Source organism: Klebsiella sp. CN_Kp106 (assembly GCF_040064575.1).
Classification (GTDB): Bacteria; Pseudomonadota; Gammaproteobacteria; order Enterobacterales; family Enterobacteriaceae; genus Klebsiella; species Klebsiella michiganensis.
Map to the genome: position 1 here is coordinate 40,215 of NZ_JBEAIG010000048.1, position 16,565 is coordinate 56,779.

Annotated in this window: 14 protein-coding genes; 7 read left to right on the forward strand and 7 right to left on the reverse strand. The window is 58.7% G+C overall.

Annotation, left to right across the window (positions count from 1 at the left end):
• Positions 1-154: 154 nt before the first annotated feature.
• From ABLU96_RS14510 to rlmM, 4 genes are all read left to right on the forward strand, one after another.
• Positions 155-379 carry a YgdI/YgdR family lipoprotein gene (locus ABLU96_RS14510; RefSeq protein ID WP_014226620.1) on the forward strand — a complete coding sequence of 75 codons (225 nt, stop codon included), beginning with the start codon at positions 155-157 and terminating at the stop codon, positions 377-379.
• Between the two features lie 353 nt (positions 380-732).
• Complete coding sequence (gcvA, locus tag ABLU96_RS14515) at positions 733-1,650, forward strand: glycine cleavage system transcriptional regulator GcvA (protein ID WP_004114967.1); 918 nt, start codon at positions 733-735, stop codon at positions 1,648-1,650.
• 19 nt (positions 1,651-1,669) lie between these two features.
• Positions 1,670-2,065: a DUF423 domain-containing protein gene (locus tag ABLU96_RS14520; protein ID WP_004853688.1), complete on the forward strand. Its 396-nt coding sequence runs from the start codon at positions 1,670-1,672 to the stop codon at positions 2,063-2,065.
• Positions 2,058-3,158, forward strand: coding sequence for a 23S rRNA (cytidine(2498)-2'-O)-methyltransferase RlmM (gene rlmM, locus ABLU96_RS14525; RefSeq protein WP_014226619.1), 1,101 nt, complete (start codon positions 2,058-2,060; stop codon positions 3,156-3,158). The genes ABLU96_RS14520 and rlmM overlap by 8 nt, the downstream gene beginning before the upstream one ends.
• A gap of 208 nt (positions 3,159-3,366) precedes the next feature.
• Here rlmM and fucR read toward each other — a convergent pair whose 3' ends face one another.
• The 5 genes from fucR to fucP all read right to left on the reverse strand — a co-directional run bounded on the left by fucR (position 3,367) and on the right by fucP (position 9,197).
• Entirely contained in the window at positions 3,367-4,077 is a 711-nt protein-coding gene (fucR, locus tag ABLU96_RS14530; protein ID WP_025108018.1) for an L-fucose operon activator, read from the reverse strand.
• Positions 4,078-4,134: 57 nt separating this feature from the next.
• A complete protein-coding gene (fucU, locus tag ABLU96_RS14535; protein ID WP_046876658.1) occupies positions 4,135-4,557 on the reverse strand; it encodes an L-fucose mutarotase in 423 nt (140 codons plus the stop codon).
• 1 nt (position 4,558) lies between these two features.
• Complete coding sequence (gene fucK, locus ABLU96_RS14540) at positions 4,559-5,977, reverse strand: L-fuculokinase (RefSeq protein WP_014839390.1); 1,419 nt, start codon at positions 5,975-5,977, stop codon at positions 4,559-4,561.
• A 102-nt stretch (positions 5,978-6,079) separates the two neighbouring features.
• The gene (gene fucI / locus ABLU96_RS14545; RefSeq protein WP_046876656.1) at positions 6,080-7,855 is read right to left on the reverse strand and encodes an L-fucose isomerase; all 1,776 of its coding nucleotides are present in this window, start codon (positions 7,853-7,855) and stop codon (positions 6,080-6,082) included.
• A 31-nt stretch (positions 7,856-7,886) separates the two neighbouring features.
• Positions 7,887-9,197, reverse strand: a complete 1,311-nt coding sequence (fucP, locus tag ABLU96_RS14550; RefSeq protein ID WP_025108015.1) for an L-fucose:H+ symporter permease — start codon at positions 9,195-9,197, stop codon at positions 7,887-7,889.
• A gap of 560 nt (positions 9,198-9,757) precedes the next feature.
• Here fucP and fucA point away from each other — a divergent pair.
• Positions 9,758-10,405 (forward strand): L-fuculose-phosphate aldolase, encoded by a 648-nt coding sequence (gene fucA / locus ABLU96_RS14555; protein ID WP_004853673.1) that lies wholly within the window; start codon positions 9,758-9,760, stop codon positions 10,403-10,405.
• A gap of 467 nt (positions 10,406-10,872) precedes the next feature.
• On the opposite strand, the gene xni is transcribed toward fucA, so the two are convergent.
• Both xni and ABLU96_RS14565 read right to left on the reverse strand, forming a co-directional pair.
• On the reverse strand, positions 10,873-11,628 hold the full coding sequence (gene xni / locus ABLU96_RS14560) for a flap endonuclease Xni (RefSeq protein ID WP_014226613.1): 756 nt from the start codon (positions 11,626-11,628) through the stop codon (positions 10,873-10,875).
• 109 nt (positions 11,629-11,737) lie between these two features.
• Positions 11,738-13,681 (reverse strand): sigma-54-dependent Fis family transcriptional regulator, encoded by a 1,944-nt coding sequence (locus tag ABLU96_RS14565; RefSeq protein WP_064374718.1) that lies wholly within the window; start codon positions 13,679-13,681, stop codon positions 11,738-11,740.
• 270 nt (positions 13,682-13,951) lie between these two features.
• Here ABLU96_RS14565 and ssuD point away from each other — a divergent pair, with 270 nt between their 5' ends.
• Both ssuD and ABLU96_RS14575 read left to right on the forward strand, forming a co-directional pair.
• Entirely contained in the window at positions 13,952-15,124 is a 1,173-nt protein-coding gene (gene ssuD, locus ABLU96_RS14570; RefSeq protein WP_014226611.1) for an FMNH2-dependent alkanesulfonate monooxygenase, read from the forward strand.
• A gap of 41 nt (positions 15,125-15,165) precedes the next feature.
• Positions 15,166-16,563, forward strand: coding sequence for an FAD-dependent oxidoreductase (locus ABLU96_RS14575; RefSeq protein ID WP_049084461.1), 1,398 nt, complete (start codon positions 15,166-15,168; stop codon positions 16,561-16,563).
• The last annotated feature ends 2 nt before the right edge of the window (positions 16,564-16,565 follow it).

Consider the following 16,565-nt stretch of genomic DNA (forward strand, 5'->3'; position numbering starts at 1 on the left):
GTGATACAAGGTTTCTGCTAACGACTGGAATTTTCTGAATATGACTTCGGGTGGGTAAAAGATAGTTATGCTGAATAGTGTTGGGTTTGCGTTTTAACCTGGTACAGAAAGAATCATAAACAGTATAAATAGTCGAAAGGAGAGAAAGATGAAAATGAATAAGACTGCCGCAATTATTTCTGCCTGTGTGCTGACCTTTGGCCTGAGCGCCTGCTCCTCCAACTACGTGATGCATACCAACGATGGGCGCACCATCGTGACCGACGGCAAACCGCAAACGGATAATGATACTGGCATGATTTCGTACAAAGATGCCTGGGGTAACAAGCAGCAGATCAACCGTTCTGACGTAAAACAGCTGGGCGAGCTGGATAAGTGATTTCGGTATAGCAGGCAAAAAAAAGCACCGCGCAGTGCGGTGCTACATTAAATCACTATGGACAGACAGGGTAAATGTACAGGAAGTGAAAAGGGGTAGCTGAGCTACCATGGTCCGCAAACCCGGACCAATTGCAAACACAACAACACAACATCACAACCGTAAGCCAAAAGCTTGTTGGAACACGCATTCCAAAAAAAGCTCTTCGTTCCGGCTCAGGAAGTGCCGCCACTATAGGTATTTGCTGGTAGAAGCTCAACGGACAAATTATAATAGCTCAGATAAAAAAAACTAATAGGTTAACTATTGTTTCCTATTTGTTAAATTGCCTTAACATCTAAGCCAGAATAACTATGTCCAAGCGTTTGCCACCTCTGAATGCATTACGTGTTTTTGATGCAGCCGCCCGCCATCTTAGCTTCACTCGCGCCGCCGATGAGCTTTTTGTGACGCAGGCCGCAGTCAGCCACCAAATCAAGTCCCTGGAGGATTTCCTCGGCCTCAAGCTGTTCCGTCGACGCAATCGTTCTCTTCTTTTGACGGAGGAGGGGCAGAGCTATTTTCAGGATATCAAAGAGATTTTTTCGCAGCTCACCGAAGCGACCCGCAAGCTTCAGGCCCGAAGCGCAAAAGGGGCCTTAACCGTCAGTATGCTCCCCAGTTTTGCCATTCAGTGGCTGGTGCCAAGGCTCACAAGCTTTAACTCAGCTTATCCGGGAATCGACGTCAGGATCCAGGCCGTGGACCGTCAGGAGGATAAGCTGGCCGACGATGTCGACGTGGCGATTTTTTACGGCCGCGGCAACTGGCCGGGGCTGCGGGTGGAAAAGCTGTACGCCGAATATCTGCTCCCGGTGTGCTCACCGCTGTTGCTCACCGGCGATAAAGCGTTGAAAACGCCTGCCGATCTGGCGCAACATACCCTGTTGCACGATGCTTCCCGCCGCGACTGGCAAACTTATACCCGCCAGTTAGGTCTAAACCATATTAATGTTCAACAGGGACCTATATTTAGCCACAGCGCAATGGTGCTGCAGGCGGCAATCCATGGACAGGGGGTCGCGCTGGCCAACAATGTAATGGCGCAGTCCGAGATTGAGGCGGGCCGTTTGGTCTGCCCGTTTAATGATGTTCTGGTCAGTAAGAATGCGTTTTATCTCGTTTGTCATGACAGTCAGGCAGAACTGGGTAAAATAGCCGCCTTCCGCCAGTGGATTCTGGCAAAAGCGGCTAATGAACAAGAAAAATTTCGCTTTCGTTATGAACAATAAATCATCGTAGGGTAAACACATGACCAGCCGTTTTATGCTGATTTTCGCCGCGATAAGCGGTTTTATCTTTGTGGCTTTGGGCGCTTTTGGCGCGCACGTTTTGAGTAAAACCATGGGCGTTGCGGAAATGGGCTGGATCCACACCGGCCTGCAGTATCAGGCATTCCATACGCTGGCTATTTTTGGCCTGGCGGTGGCGATGCAGCGCCGCATCAGCATCTGGTTTTACTGGAGCAGCGTCTTTATGGCGCTCGGTACCGTTCTTTTTAGCGGCAGCCTCTACTGTCTGGCGCTCTCGCATTTACGCCTGTGGGCGTTCGTTACGCCGGTTGGGGGCGTCTGCTTCCTTGCCGGTTGGATATTAATGTTAATTGGTGCAATTCGTCTGAAACGTAAGGGCGTTGTTCATGAATAAAGTTGTCCTCTATTGTCGCCCTGGGTTTGAGAAAGAGTGCGCAGCAGAAATTACCGATAAGGCCTCGCGCCTTGAGGTGTTTGGTTTTGCCCGGGTCAAAGACGACTCCGGCTATGTGATTTTTGAGTGCTACCAGGCCGAAGATGGCGAAAAGCTGGTGCGCGAACTGCCGTTCAGCTCGCTGGTGTTTGCCCGCCAGATGTTTGTGGTTGGCGAACTGCTGCGCGACCTGCCGCCGGAAGACCGGATTTCCCCGATCGTCGGTATGCTGCAGGGCGTGGTGGAGAAGGGCGGCGAGCTGCGCGTAGAGGTCGCCGATACCAACGAAAGCAAAGAGCTGATGAAGTTCTGCCGCAAGTTTACGGTACCGCTGCGCGCGGCGCTGCGAGAAGCGGGCGTGCTGACCAACTATGAAACGCCAAAGCGTCCGGTGGTCCACGTGTTCTTTATCGCCCCCGGCTGCTGCTATACCGGTTACTCGTTGTCTAACAACAACTCGCCGTTCTATATGGGCATTCCGCGCCTCAAGTTCCCGTCCGATGCGCCGAGCCGTTCGACCCTTAAGCTGGAGGAGGCGTTTCACGTCTTTATTCCGGCGGATGAGTGGGATGAGCGTCTGGCGAACGGTATGTACGCGGTGGATCTCGGCGCCTGTCCCGGCGGCTGGACCTATCAGTTGGTGAAACGCAATATGTGGGTCTCCTCGGTGGATAACGGTCCGATGGCGCAAAGCCTGATGGATACCGGCCAGGTGACCTGGCTGCGTGAAGATGGCTTCAAGTATCGCCCGACGCGCAACAACATTTCGTGGATGGTGTGCGATATGGTGGAGAAACCGGCGAAAGTGGCGGCGCTGATGGCCCAGTGGCTGGTGAACGGCTGGTGCCGGGAAACCATCTTTAACCTGAAGCTGCCGATGAAAAAACGCTACGAAGAGCTGTCGCGCAACCTGGCCTATATTCAGGAACAGCTGGACGAGCACGGCATCAACGCGCAAATCCAGGCGCGCCAGCTATATCACGATCGCGAAGAGGTGACGGTGCACGTTCGCCGCCTGTGGGCTGCCGTCGGCGGTCGCCGCGACGAACGCTAGTTTAGCCGCTTTTGTAGGCCGGATAGGGCACTAAGAGCCTATCCCATTAGGGCTATTTTGTTTGCCATTTTGAACCTGGGCAGTGCTCAGAATCCTCACGTACTACGTGTACGCTCCGGTTCTTCCGCGCTGTCCGTGTTCAAACTGACTGCACCAATAACGCCTATTGGGATAGGCTCTAAGCCGCTATCCGGCGCTGCCATAGCCGTTACGACTGCGACACGTCCGAAACGATATGCGTCACATCATCCAGATGGCCGATCCGCGCCTCCCCTGAACGATTAAATTTGCTCTTATCAATCAACAATAACGATTGCGACGCTCGCTTAAGCAGCAGCGATTTGAACTCGGCGTTCACCGTATTTGAGTCCCAGAGCGCGCCGTCGCTGTCGATGCCCTCGCAGGAAAAAATGAACAGGTCGATCTCCAGCGCTTTGAGTTGTGAGATAAGCGACGCGCTGACGTAGCAGCCGTATTTTCGCTGGAGCGTACCCCCGGAGCAGGTAAGCTGAATGTTCTCTCGCTTGCTGAGCTCCTGGCAAATCGGCTGGCTGTTGGTAAAGACGTGAAGGTTGATATCCGGCAGCTGGCGGGCCAGATACCAGCAGGTGGAACTGGCATCAAGGGCGATAACCATCCCCTCTTCTATCCACGCAAGCGCCTCGCGGGCGATGTCCGCTTTGTGCGCGTAGTGGCTTTTCAGACGGATATGAAAAGGGTCGCCGCTGTCACGGCTTTGCCGGTGAATGACTTTTGCCCGACCGTGGTTACGCAGCACTTTCCCCTGGGACTGGAGCTCGCTGAGATCGCGGCGAATGGTTTCTCTGCTGACGTTAAGCTGTAGCGATAAGGCTTCGGTGGTCAGGCTGTTATGGTTAATGAGCAGGTCTAGTATCGCTTGCTGTCGTGCCGCTTTCATTTTTCTCACCCTGGCGTTCGCTGAGCGCCCGCATCAGACGGGCGCTCCGGCATGAGATTACGGCGTTACTCCTTTTTTTAAAAGAATATTCCCGTACTTAGCGCGCTCACCTGTGATAACGATCGCAAAGGCTTTTTGCGCCCGCTCGTAGAAAGCAAAGCGGTCGATGCGGGCGATCTCCGGGCAGGGCGCGGGGCCGGAAAGCGCCTCGCGATAGCGCGTTTCTACCTGAGGGTCGAGGGCGTCGCCGTCCACGGCGGCCATCATCACCAGCGGCGGAGCGTAGCTGTCTAACTCAAACAGCGGAATAATCGCCTGCAGCAGGTCGCTCACCCGCAGGCCGTCGGCGCGAATGACCTGTGGCCCCATGCTGTGGGCCGGGAAGTGGGCATCGGAAAAAATAATCTCATCGCCATGCCCCATTTCCGCCAGCACTTTGAGGAGGTCCGGGGAAATCAACGGGGAAATCGTTTTTAGCATCTCATACTCCCTCAATCAGTTCGGGTTCGGTTTGCGGGTAAAAGTAACGATACCGGTAGCTCACCTGCGCTCTGGCCTGCTCCGGGCTGCTGAATTCACCGACGCCATACCAGCCAAACATGGCGGCGCCGGCGACGGTGGTTTCGGCGTCATCGAGTACTTTAATGGGGATCTCCAGCCTGTTGGCTTTGATCTGATTCCACAGCGCGTTGCGGCTGCCGCCGCCGACCAGCAGCAGCTCGCGGGCTTTGAAGTGGCCGATTTGCTGCAGCGTTTGCAGATTGTGCGCCAGCTGTTCGGCTAATCCTTCCAGCGCGGCGAGGTAGAAATGACCGCGGGTGGTATTCAGCGTTATGCCCTGCCAGCCTGCGGTTGGGCTGGATAGCAGGTCGCACTGCATCTTCACCTTCTGAGCGCCGCGGGGGAGGGCCCGGGCCTCTTCAATCAACGTTTGCCACGGCGTCTCAGGCGTCCACAGCAGCTGGCGTATCCATTCCAGCACGCCGGAGGCCAGCCACTGCATGCCGGGGTTATAGCGTCCCGGCTGACAATCCAGCTCGCAGGTGGAGCCCGCATAGTGGCTGAGCAGCGACGTGTCTACCTGGGCGCTGCGCACCATCAGAATTTCCCAGGTGCCGGACGACAGCACCGGTTCATCCTGCTCCGCGCCCGCGCCAAACAGCGCGAACTGGGTGTCGTGCCCGGCGGAGATAACCGGAATGCCGACGGCTAAACCCAGCATTTTCGCGGCATCGCTCCGCAGCGTGCCAATCTGCTGGCCCGCTTCAACGAGCCGGGGAAACAGGCGGCGCGGCAGCCCCGTGGCCTGCAGAATCTGCGCGCTGAAATCCCGCTGGTGGATATCCAGCATCTGGCTGGTGCCCGCCATGGTGATATCGGTCGTGAATTCCCCGGTCAGACGCTGGTTGAGAAGCGAGGAGATGAACAGCCAGGCGTGGGCCTGCTCCAGCAGCTGCGGGTGGTTCTCTTTCAGCCATATCAGCTTATACAGGGTGTTGAAACCAAATGCGCCGACGCCGGAGATCTGCTGGAGCTGCTGCGCGGGCATAAAGCGGCCGATATTGTCCATCACCGACGCGGTACGCGGACATTTCCAGCTGATGACCGGATAGAGCAGCTTGCCCTGTTCATCCACCAGCGCGCCGTCGACGCCGAAGGTGGTGACCGTGATGCCGCGAACCGTGCAGGATGAGAGCGGGTCGGCAATTTGCCGACAGCATTCGGCGAAGCGTTGCAGGATCGCCTCCAGCGACCACTGGTGCCAGGCGCTGTTCTCCACGGCGATATCGCTGGCGTTGGCCGTTGCGGCGCGGGCGATAATGTTCCCCTGGCGGTCAACGGCAATCGCCCGTACGTTAGTGGCGCCGCAGTCGAGGACCAGGATGACTTCATTCTTCATAATCTCTCCCGAGACGTTGCCGGATGGCGGCGTAAACGCCTTATCCGGCCTACGGGACGGTATCATCCGTAGGCCGGATAAGCGCAGCGCCATCAGGCATTTTTAACGTTTATACAGCGGGCCGTAGTTCTGGCAGGCGCGGTAATCCTGGCCTTCGCTATCCATCCCGTGCGCAGACCAGCTGGAGGGGCGGTAGATTTTCGCCTCTTCTACGTTATGCATGCACACCGGGATCCGCAGCATCGACGCCAGGGTGATAAAGTCGGCGCCAACGTGGCCGATGGTCAGCACGCCGTGGTTAGCGCCCCAGTTCGCCATCACCGAGTAGACGTCGGAGAACGGGCCTTTACCGGTCAGGCGCGGCGCAAACCAGGTGGTGGGCCAGGTGGAGTTGGTGCGGGCATCCAGCTGGTCATGCATCGCTTTCGGTAGCTCTACGCTCCAGCCTTCGGCAATCTGCAGTACCGGGCCGAGGCCTTTGATGATATTTACGCGGGTCATGGTGAACGGCACGCCGCCTTCGGTCAGGAATCGGGAGGAGAAGCCGCCACCGCGGAAATATTCATGAATCGCCGGGCACCATTCGGTGGCCGCGAGGCAGGCGTCGGCTTCCTGCTGGCTGATTTCCCAGTGCGGCTTCATGGTTGGCTTGCCTTCCGCATCGCGCTGTTTGCAGGCGCCGTCCAGCGCCGCTGAACCGGAGTTGATCAAGTGGATAATGCCATGTTCCGCCAGTCCGGTGAGCGGTTGGCCGGTGACGCGTTTAACCGCGTCCGGCGACCAGTAGGTGCGCACGTCGGCAAACACCTGGGCGGTGCCGGTCAGCTGGTGGCCCATCAGCATCGCCACGCCGTTGAGGCTGTCGTTTTCCGTGGCGACGACGAAGGGTTCGCGTACGCCGTTCCAGTCGAACGAGCTATTGAGCAGCGCCTCGGCGGTATCGCCGTTAGGGTATTGATCGGTCCAGTGGCGCTGGCCCTGGAAGCCCGCAGCGATGGCGTTGTAGCCCAGCGACTCTTCGACCAGCCCTTTTTCCGCCAGCTTCTTGTTGCCCTGCATCATGTCGCGGATGCACATCGCCATCAGCAGGCTCTCTTTCAGCACCGCGCGGCTCTGTTCGGCGTTGCGCTTATACTGCTGCGCGTTCTGGTCTTCGCCGTAGCGGAAGTTTTTATCCGCCCACGCCAGCGCCATTTCCAGCTCGCTTTCATCATAGATTTTCTGGTCGATGCGGCGGCGCAGTTCGGTCATGTCCACCGCCTGCACTTTCATACCGAGCCAGGACTCGAAGAAGTTGTGATCGACGATAGAACCGGCGATCCCCATCGACACGCCGCCGACGGAAAGATAGCTTTTGCCCTTCATGCTGGCCACCGCTAAGCCGGCGCGGGCAAAGCGCAGCAGTTTTTCTTCGACATCCGGCGGAATAGAGGTGTCGTCGGCGTCCTGCACGTCGTGACCATAAATGGAGAACGCCGGAAGACCCTTCTGACTGTGGGCCGCCAGCGCTGCCGCAAGGTAAACCGCGCCGGGGCGCTCGGTGCCGTTAAAGCCCCAGATGGCTTTTGGCCGCAGCGGGTCCATATCGATAGTTTCGCTGCCGTAGCACCAGCACGGAGTCACGGTAATGGTGACGCCGACGTTCTGGCTGCTGAATTTCTCCTCGCAGGCGGCGGATTCCGCCATGCCCGCAATGCAGCTGTCGGCGATGACGCACTCAATCTGCGCGCCGCAGGCGTGACGCAGTTTTTCCACGATCAGCGCGGCGGTGGCTTTCGCCATATTCATGGTTTGCTCTTCCAGCGACTCGCGCACCCCCATGCGGCGTCCATCAATCACCGGGCGGATGCCAATTTTCGGTAAGCTGATTTTTTTCATTCCAGATTCCTCACGTTATTCGGATAAATGTTTAGTTAGCTGCCGTTTGCGAACGGAAACGGGCAAAGATGAAGATGACGGCAAAGCACAGCGCCGGGACCAGCTCCGCGGTGGGGATGTTGCCGGCGGCGTCGCTGACAAAGCCCATCACCGGGGTGACAATCCCGCCGCCAATAATGGTCATGACGATAAAAGAGGAGCCGTATTTGGTGTCCTGCCCCAGGTTTTTGATGCCCAGCGAGAAGATGGTCGGATACTGAATCGACATAAAGGCGCTGCACAGCGTCAGGGCCAGCAGACCCACGTGGCCGCCGGTGAAAGCGGAAATCAGGCACAGGATCATCGAGAGCAGGGCATAGGCTGCCAGCACTTTATGCGGCGCGAAGCGGCTGATGAGCCAGGTACCGGAGAAGCGGCCGATAAAGAAGCACACCATCGTGCCGGTCAGATAGTTGGCGGCGAAACCGGGCGTCATGCCGGGGATCTCTTCGATAGCGTAGCGAATCAGATAGCTCCAGCAGGCGGTTTGCGCGCCGACGTAGCAGAACTGCGCCAGCACCGCCCAGCGCCAGTGGCGAACGCGGACCAGGCGAGCAAGGGAAGCGGAGAAGGAACTCTGGTTGGCGTCACTATGGTCGTCGCTCTGCAGGGCCGGGAATTTGGTCAACATAATCAACAGAGCGACCAGTAAGACAACCGCGACGATGATCATATACGGGGTTTGCACCGAGAGCACCAGGCTGTGTTTATAGGCGCTAAGCTGCTCCGGAGCCATTTTATCGAGCACATCCTGCGATTGATGCGGCACATTAGACAAAATGAGACTTTGCCCAAAAACCACCGCAATAATGGCGCCAAACGAGTTAAACGTTTGGGCAAGATTAAGCCGGAAGTGACTGCCGCTTTCTGGTCCTAAGACGGTAACAAACGGGTTTGCCGCGGTTTCTAAACACCCTAAGCCTGCAGCAATAATAAACAGGCCAATCAGGAATAAGGTGTAATTCATAACCTCAGCGGCGGGCCAGAATAGCGCGGCGCCAAAAGCATATAAGAACAGTCCGGTAATAATGCCGGCTTTATAACTTAACTTTTTCATCAAAATTCCGGCTGGAATGGGAATGACAAAATAGCCGAAATAAAAGGCGGATTGAATCAGTCCAGCCTGGAAGTTAGTTAAGGTAAAGGCTTGTTGAAATTGTGGTAATAAAATATCGTTGAGATTATTTGCGACCGCCCAAAGAAAAAACAGCGAGCACAGCAGGGCGAAGGGAATAATGTAGCGCTTGCTTTGCCCTGTCTCTACCGCACGAAAACTCTGCGTTTGTATTGTTGTGTTTCCCATAGCATCCTCATTGGTTCAGAAGCGTGTTCAGCAGCCGGCTTATGCCCACCAGACCGCAAAAATCAGGCGAGCTCTTGTGACGACATCAACAGTGAAATAAACATCACGGAGTGAACTCATGAATTCATTTTCAAATTAAAAAAGCCTTTTAATATGATAGCGGTCACACTTCGTATCCACTCGGTGGTTTTATGTGATTATCATCACTTTAATAATCAGAAAAACATGACCGTTTGAGAAAGTTAATTGTAAAACCCACAGGGCCGATGACCGATTTATTTTATTATGTGGAAAACGGGCAGTTGTTAAAACTATCAGTAAAATGCCCGTTTTTAAATCTATTAGTAAGAACGGGCATTTTTCAGAAAGCAAAAATCAATGAACGGTTGTTTTTATACTGAAATAAGTGAGAGGAATCACAGAACCGGCGGATGTAAATTCCTTTCTGCTTATTCGGGATGATGATGGTGAGTAATTATTTGAGCTATTCAACAGCGTCGGAGCGTCATCTCCGGCGAGCCGTCTGTTGTCGCATTGCGCATCATAAAGAGAGGTAAAGAATGGAACGAAATAGACTGGCCCGGCAGATTATTGATACCTGCCTGGAAATGACCCGCCTGGGGTTAAATCAGGGAACCGCCGGTAACGTGAGCGTGCGTTATCAAGGGGGGATGCTGATCACGCCAACGGGTATTCCTTACGAAAAGCTGACGGAAGCGCACATTGTGTATATCGATGCCGAAGGTCAGCATGAACAGGGTAAACTGCCGTCCAGCGAGTGGCGTTTTCATATGGCGGCTTATCAGACGCGGCCTGATGCTCACGCGGTGGTACATAATCATGCGGTTCACTCTACGGCGGTGTCGATCCTCAATCGTCCCATTCCCGCCATTCACTATATGATTGCGGCGGCGGGCGGTAACTCTATCCCCTGTGCGCCCTACGCCACGTTTGGTACCCGCGAGCTGTCTGAGCATGTGGCCGTGGCGCTGAAAAACCGCAAAGCGACGCTGCTGCAGCACCATGGCCTGATCGCTTGTGAAGAGAATCTGGAGAAGGCCCTGTGGCTGGCGCATGAAGTTGAGGTGCTGGCGCAGCTTTATCTCAGCACTCTGGCCATCACCGACCCGGTGCCGGTTCTTGGCGACGAGGCCATTGCTATCGTGCTGGAGAAATTCAAAACCTACGGATTGCGTATCGAAGAGTGATGCCGTAAGCGAAGGCTTCTGCCGGCTGCTTCCGGGAGATGTGCTGGGCTGATACCCCGGCGCTGTTATTCCCCGGCTTGCGCTGCGCTTAGCCGGGCTACGGGCTGCCCCTTTGTGCTTTGCTCCCTGGGACGGTGCAAGCGCCTGCCCGGGCTACGGGCTCACCGTCGTCTGCGGTAGCCCGGGTAAGGCGTAAGCCGCGACCCGGGGAATGCGCTCACCGTCTGCGGTCCGGTAGCCCGTACAGATGCGCAGCATCGCCTCCGGGGAAATGGTGCCACGCTGCGCTCTGCTCCCGGGGGCGGCGCTTGACGCGCCTTGCCCGGGCTACAGGTATTCAGCCGTCTGCGGTAGCCCGGGTAAGGCATAAGCCGCGACCCGGGGAATGCGCTCACCGTCTGCGGGCCGGTAGCCCGGACAGATGCGCAGCATCGCCTCCGGGAAGCCGCGCGCACCGCAGCCCGGCGCTATCGTGCCAGCCGCAGCTGCTGCAGGTTGCCGTCCAGCTGTAAATCGGTTTGCAGGCGCGCGATGTCCCGGCAGGTGAAGGCCATCTCTTTCTGTTCTTCCAGCTTCTTGCGCCACTTCTCCGGCACGTCCGCCAGCCGCGCGTAGATCCCTTCCAGATCCTGAAAATCGGTTAACAGCTGGGCGGCGCTTTTCGGCCCAATGCCCGCCACGCCGGGAACCTTTGAGCTGCTGATGCCCGCCAGCCCCCAGTAGTCAGGCAGCTGTTCCGGCGTCACGCCAAACTCTTTGGCGATAAACGGCGCATCAAGCCAGCGCTTCTGAAAATAGTCGCGGATGCGGATCGTTGGCGACAGCAGCTGGCAGTAGCCTTTGTCGGTTGAAACGATGGTTGCCTGATGGCCGGCCTGCGCCACTTTGACCGCCAGGGTCGCGGCAAGATCGTCGGCTTCGCTGCCGCTGAGCGCCCAGCAGCGAAACCCGCGCTGCTCAAACGCCGCCCGCAGCGCCGGCATTTCCGCTTCGAGGGTCTCCGGCATCGGCGCGCGCCCGGCTTTATAATCGGGCAGACGCTGATGTCGCCAGCCGTGGCCGCGGTCTTCATCATCAAATACCGCCACCACGTGGGTTGGCTGGCTATGGACCACCAGCTGTTCAAGCGCATGCAGGCAGGTGTCGACGCAGGGTGACCCCTGCACCGCGTGGATGCGGCGAATCAGATTAAGTGCGTCGACGATTAACAGATGAACGGCCACGGATATCCTCATAAATAGGCTCTTATTGCAGTGCCTTTCAGGGTAACATCGCCGCGCGGATGAGGCTATTGGCGCCAGGGAAATCAGGAAGATGACTCGCAGTTTCCGGCTAATCAACGTGCATCAGCAGGCCGAGATCGCTATTGGTGGCTTCGCCGTACCAGACCGCCTCGCGCACCGAAACCGGTTTGTGGATAAGCCCCAGGGCGTAAAAGCGATCGGCGATACTTTGTTGGGCGCGAATCACGTTGAGATCCATCGGCCGCGGACGATGGCTGCGGCGCGATAAGGCGCGCGTCAGTGAGGCGGCGTTAAGCCCCAGTTCGGCGGAGAGCAGTCCGGCGGCTTGCTCCCGGTGCCGGTCAATAAACTGGCCGGTCTGCGCCAGCTCGGCTAACAGGCGCTGCATGATATCGCTATTGCGGCTGGCGTAGTCGCGGCGCGACAGGTAGAACTGGTGGTTATTGACGCGCCCCTCGCCGCTGGCAACAACCCGTAATTCGCCGCTATATTCCGCGTCGCTGAGCAGCGGATCCCACATCATCCAGGCGTCCACCGCCAGGTAATCGCTGGCGGTCAGCGGATATTTCGGCGGAATATAGACCACTTTGACGTCGTTTAATGCCAGCCCCGCCTCTTCCAGGATATGCAGCAGCAGCCAGTGCACGTTAGAGCCCTTATTCAGCGCGATACGCTTGCCGCGCAGGTCGGCAATGGTGCGAATGTCGCTGTGCTGCGGGACGACCATCGCCACGCTTTGCGGAGCGGGCGGTTCCCAGGCGACGTAGACCAGCTCGCCGTTACTCGCCTGAGCGAAAACCGGCGGCGCTTCGCCGGTGGTGCCAAAATCGATCTCATCGCAGGCGAGAGCGTGCAGCAGCTGCGGCCCGGCGGGGAATTCGCTCCACAGCACGCTGACGCCGCGGCTGGCAAAGGCTTGCTCGAGACTTTGCCGCGCTTTCAGGATGCCAAGATTGCCGAAGCGCTGGAAGCCGATGCGCAGTTCCCGGTCGCGAGAGACGCTGTTGACCGCCGCGCCGAAGAGGGGCTCCTGACGGCGGCGGCTTTTAATGATGCCAAAATTGGCCAGCTGCGTGCGCAACGTGTGGCGGCTAATACCGAGCAGCGCCGCGGCCTGGCTTTGATTATCGTCACTGTGGGCCATCGCGCCGCGTATCAACGCCCCGGTGACCCTTTCCCACAGCGGCTCGCCCGGCAGGGAAAGCTGACGACGAATAAAATCGTCGAGCTCATTATCGCCCGCCGCCGAGGGCTCATTGTTCAGCGTCGTCAGCCGCAGCTGGGCGGGGCCGATCTCCTCTTCTTTACTCAGCAATACCGCGTTATGCAGAGTGTTTTCCAGCTCGCGAATATTGCCCGGCCAGGGGTACTCCATCAGCCTTGCCAGCGTCTCCGGGGCCAGACGACGAGCCGGGCGGCCCAGGCGGCGGGCGTAGAGCGAGAGAAAATGGTCCGCCAGTACGGGAATATCCTGGCGACGCTGGCGCAGCGGCGGCAGCGGGACGAGGGCGATATTCAGGCGATAGTAGAGGTCTTCGCGGAAACGACGCTCGCGGATGGCCTGCATCAGGTCCACGTGGGTGGCGGCGATCACCCGCACGTCCACCTTAATGGCCTTGCGCGAGCCGACGCGGGTGATTTCGCGCTCCTGCAGAACGCGCAGCAGTTTGACCTGAAGCGGCAGGCTAAGCTCGCCGATTTCATCGAGCAGCAGGGTGCCGCCCTCCGCCGCCTCGAACCAGCCGGGATGGCCTTGTACCGCGCCGGTAAACGCCCCTTTTTCATGGCCGAACAGCTCCGCTTCCGCCAGGCTTTCGCTGAGCGCGCCGCAGTTGACGGCCAGAAACGGCCGGTGGCGGCGCGGGCTATGGTGATGCAGGTAGCGGGCGACGACCTCCTTACCGGTGCCGGTTTCGCCGACAATCAGCACGGTCGCCTCGGTGGGGGCCAGTTTATCCAGCAGGCTCTGAAACGCTTTTGACGCCGGGTCGATCAGCGCGGGCGTAGAGGATGGAAATTCAGGATTCAGCATGGTGACCTCCGGTATTTGATGTCCTGAAGTTATCCTGTGCCGGGGACGGAAACCAGAGGGCTAACTCGCCGGTCTGTTGCAAATGCCGCAGTCCGGACGCATTGGCTGCGGCATTTGCAACAGCGGCGTAAGGTTCGGTTTTTTGTAACTTACTGAATTTATGTTGTTAATTTTGTATTCACCATTGGCACGATTATCGCTAACACTCATATAACCAAATTAAAACAACTCTTCGATAAATATCGGATATGGTTATATAGGAAATGGATAATGACGCAAAAAACCGACGATAAAATCAACGTGTTCTGGTTTCTGCCCACCCACGGCGATGGCCGCTACCTGGGCACCTCGGAGGGCGGACGCCCGGTTGATTTGCCTTACCTGCAGCAGGTGGCGCTGGCGGCCGATAGCCTCGGCTACTACGGCGTGCTGATCCCAACGGGGAAAAGCTGCGAAGACTCCTGGCTGGTGGCCTCGGCGCTGGCGCCGCTGACCCGCCGCCTGCGCTATCTGGTGGCCGTTCGTCCGGGCCTGCAGCCGCCGACGCTGGCGGCGAGGATGGCGACGACGCTCGACCGCCTGTCGGGCGGTCGGCTGCTGATTAACGTGGTGACCGGCGGCGATCCGGTGGAGAACAAAGGCGACGGTATTTTTCTCAGCCACGGCGAACGCTATCAGGTCACCCGCGAATTTCTCGACGTCTACTCGCGCCTGCTGAAAGGTGAAAAGGTGGATTATCACGGCGAGCATATCCACGTGGAAGGCGCGGAAGTGCTGTTTCCGCCGGTACAGGAAAACGGCCCGCCGCTGTTTTTTGGCGGCTCCTCTGAGGAAGCCATCGACGTCGCCGCCGATCAAATCGATACCTACCTGACCTGGGGGGAGCCGCCGGCGCTGGTGGCCGAAAAGCTGGCGATAGTGCGCGAGCGCGCCGCCGCGCGGGGCCGCACGTTGCAGTACGGGATTCGTCTGCATGTGATTGTTCGCGAAACCGAAGAGGAGGCGTGGGCCGCCGCCGATCGGCTGATTTCACACCTTGATGACGAAACTATCGCCCAGGCGCAGAAAATTTTTGCCCGTATGGACTCCACCGGCCAGGCGCGAATGAGTTCGCTGCATAAAGGATCGCGCGACAATCTGCGTATTGCGCCGAACCTGTGGGCGGGCGTGGGGCTGGTGCGCGGCGGGGCCGGGACGGCGCTGGTCGGCAATCCGCAGCAGGTGGCAGAACGCATTCGTGAATATCAGGCGCTCGGTATCACCAACTTTATCTTCTCCGGCTACCCGCATCTGGAAGAAGCCCATCGTTTCGCTGACCTGGTCATGCCGCTATTGCCGCTGGCAGGCCACGATCAGCCGAAGGCGCGTAGCGTCAATACCGGCCCGTTTGGCGAAACCATCGGCGGCGATAAGCGTCCGGTGAAACAGGTCAGCGCAAGCTGAGGAGGCGCGTATGTTACACCGATTTGTGAAGGCGGTGGGCTATGCAAACTGAACCGCACGTGGTGATTGTCGGCGGCGGATTTAGCGGTGCGGCGGTGGCGATTCATCTCCTGCGCCTGGCGCCGGTTGGCGTGCGGGTCACGCTGCTGGAGCCGCGCGAGGTGCCCGGCGCGGGCGTGGCCTACTCCACGACCGAACCGAGCCATCGGATTAACGTTCCTGCCGCGCGGATGCAGCTTGCCGGTGAAGAGGAGGGCGCGTTCGATCGCTGGTACCGCAGCCAGCCCGCCTTTGCGGATGACCCGCATGCCCTGCTGGCAGACGGCGCGGTCTATCCGCAGCGCGGTCAGTTTGGCCGCTATGTCGCCCAGCGTTTCGCCGAGGAGGCGCGCGCCAGCGGCGGGCGGCTGACGCATCTGCGCGAGCAGGCGCTGAGCGTTAATCATGGTGAAGTTGTCACCGACGGCGGGCGTCGGCTGCAGGCCGATCTGCTGGTGCTGGCCATCAGCCATCCGCCGCCGTCGCTGCCGTCGCTGGCGACGCCGTTCGCAACGCATCCGGCGCTCATCGCTAACCCCTGGCGAACGGGCGTGCTGGCAACTATCGCCCCGGAAGCGAGCGTCGCGGTCATGGGCACCGGCCTGACGATGGCGGACACCGTCGCGACCCTGACGCGTCTGGGCCATCGGGGGCCGATCGCGGCATTTTCACGCCGCGGGCTGCTGTCCCGCAGCAACCTCAGCGGCAGTAGTGAACCCTGGCCTGGCGAATACGATCGCGGAACGCTGCGCCAGCGGCTGCGGCAAATCCGTCTGGATATCGAGCGCGCGGCGGAGCAGGGACAGGCCTGGCAGGTGGTGCTGGACGCGGTTCGTAATCAGGGGCAGAGCATCTGGCAGGGGCTGACGGTGGCCGATCGCCAGCGCTTCCTGCGTCATTTGCGCAGCTACTGGGACGTTCACCGCTACCGTATCGCTCCGCAGGTCGCCGGGGTCCTTGAGCAGCGCCAGCGCGACGGCAGCCTGCGGGTGCTGGCGGCCAGGCTGACGGCGCTGGAAGGCGACGCGCAAAAGCTGGCGCTAACCCTGACGCCCCGGCGCGGTGAAACGCTGCGGGTGAGCGCTGACCACTTTATTTTAACCACCGGCCCGGCGCACGGCGGGTTGACCGACAGCCAGCCGCTGCTGCGTCAGCTGAGCCAGCGTGGGCTGATTCGCGCCGATGCGTTCGGCCTTGGCCTGGACGTCGATCGCCGCTCGCGGGCGATAGGCCGGGAAGGGCGGATTACGCCCAATCTGCTGGTTTCCGGACCCGCCGCGCGGGCGTATTTCGGAGAATTAATGGGGCTGCCGCAGGTGGCCGACCATGCCGCCGCCGTGGCCGACGAAGCGCTGCGGACCCTGGGCGTCAAACAATCCGCCCGATGTCCGGCGTTCTGAAC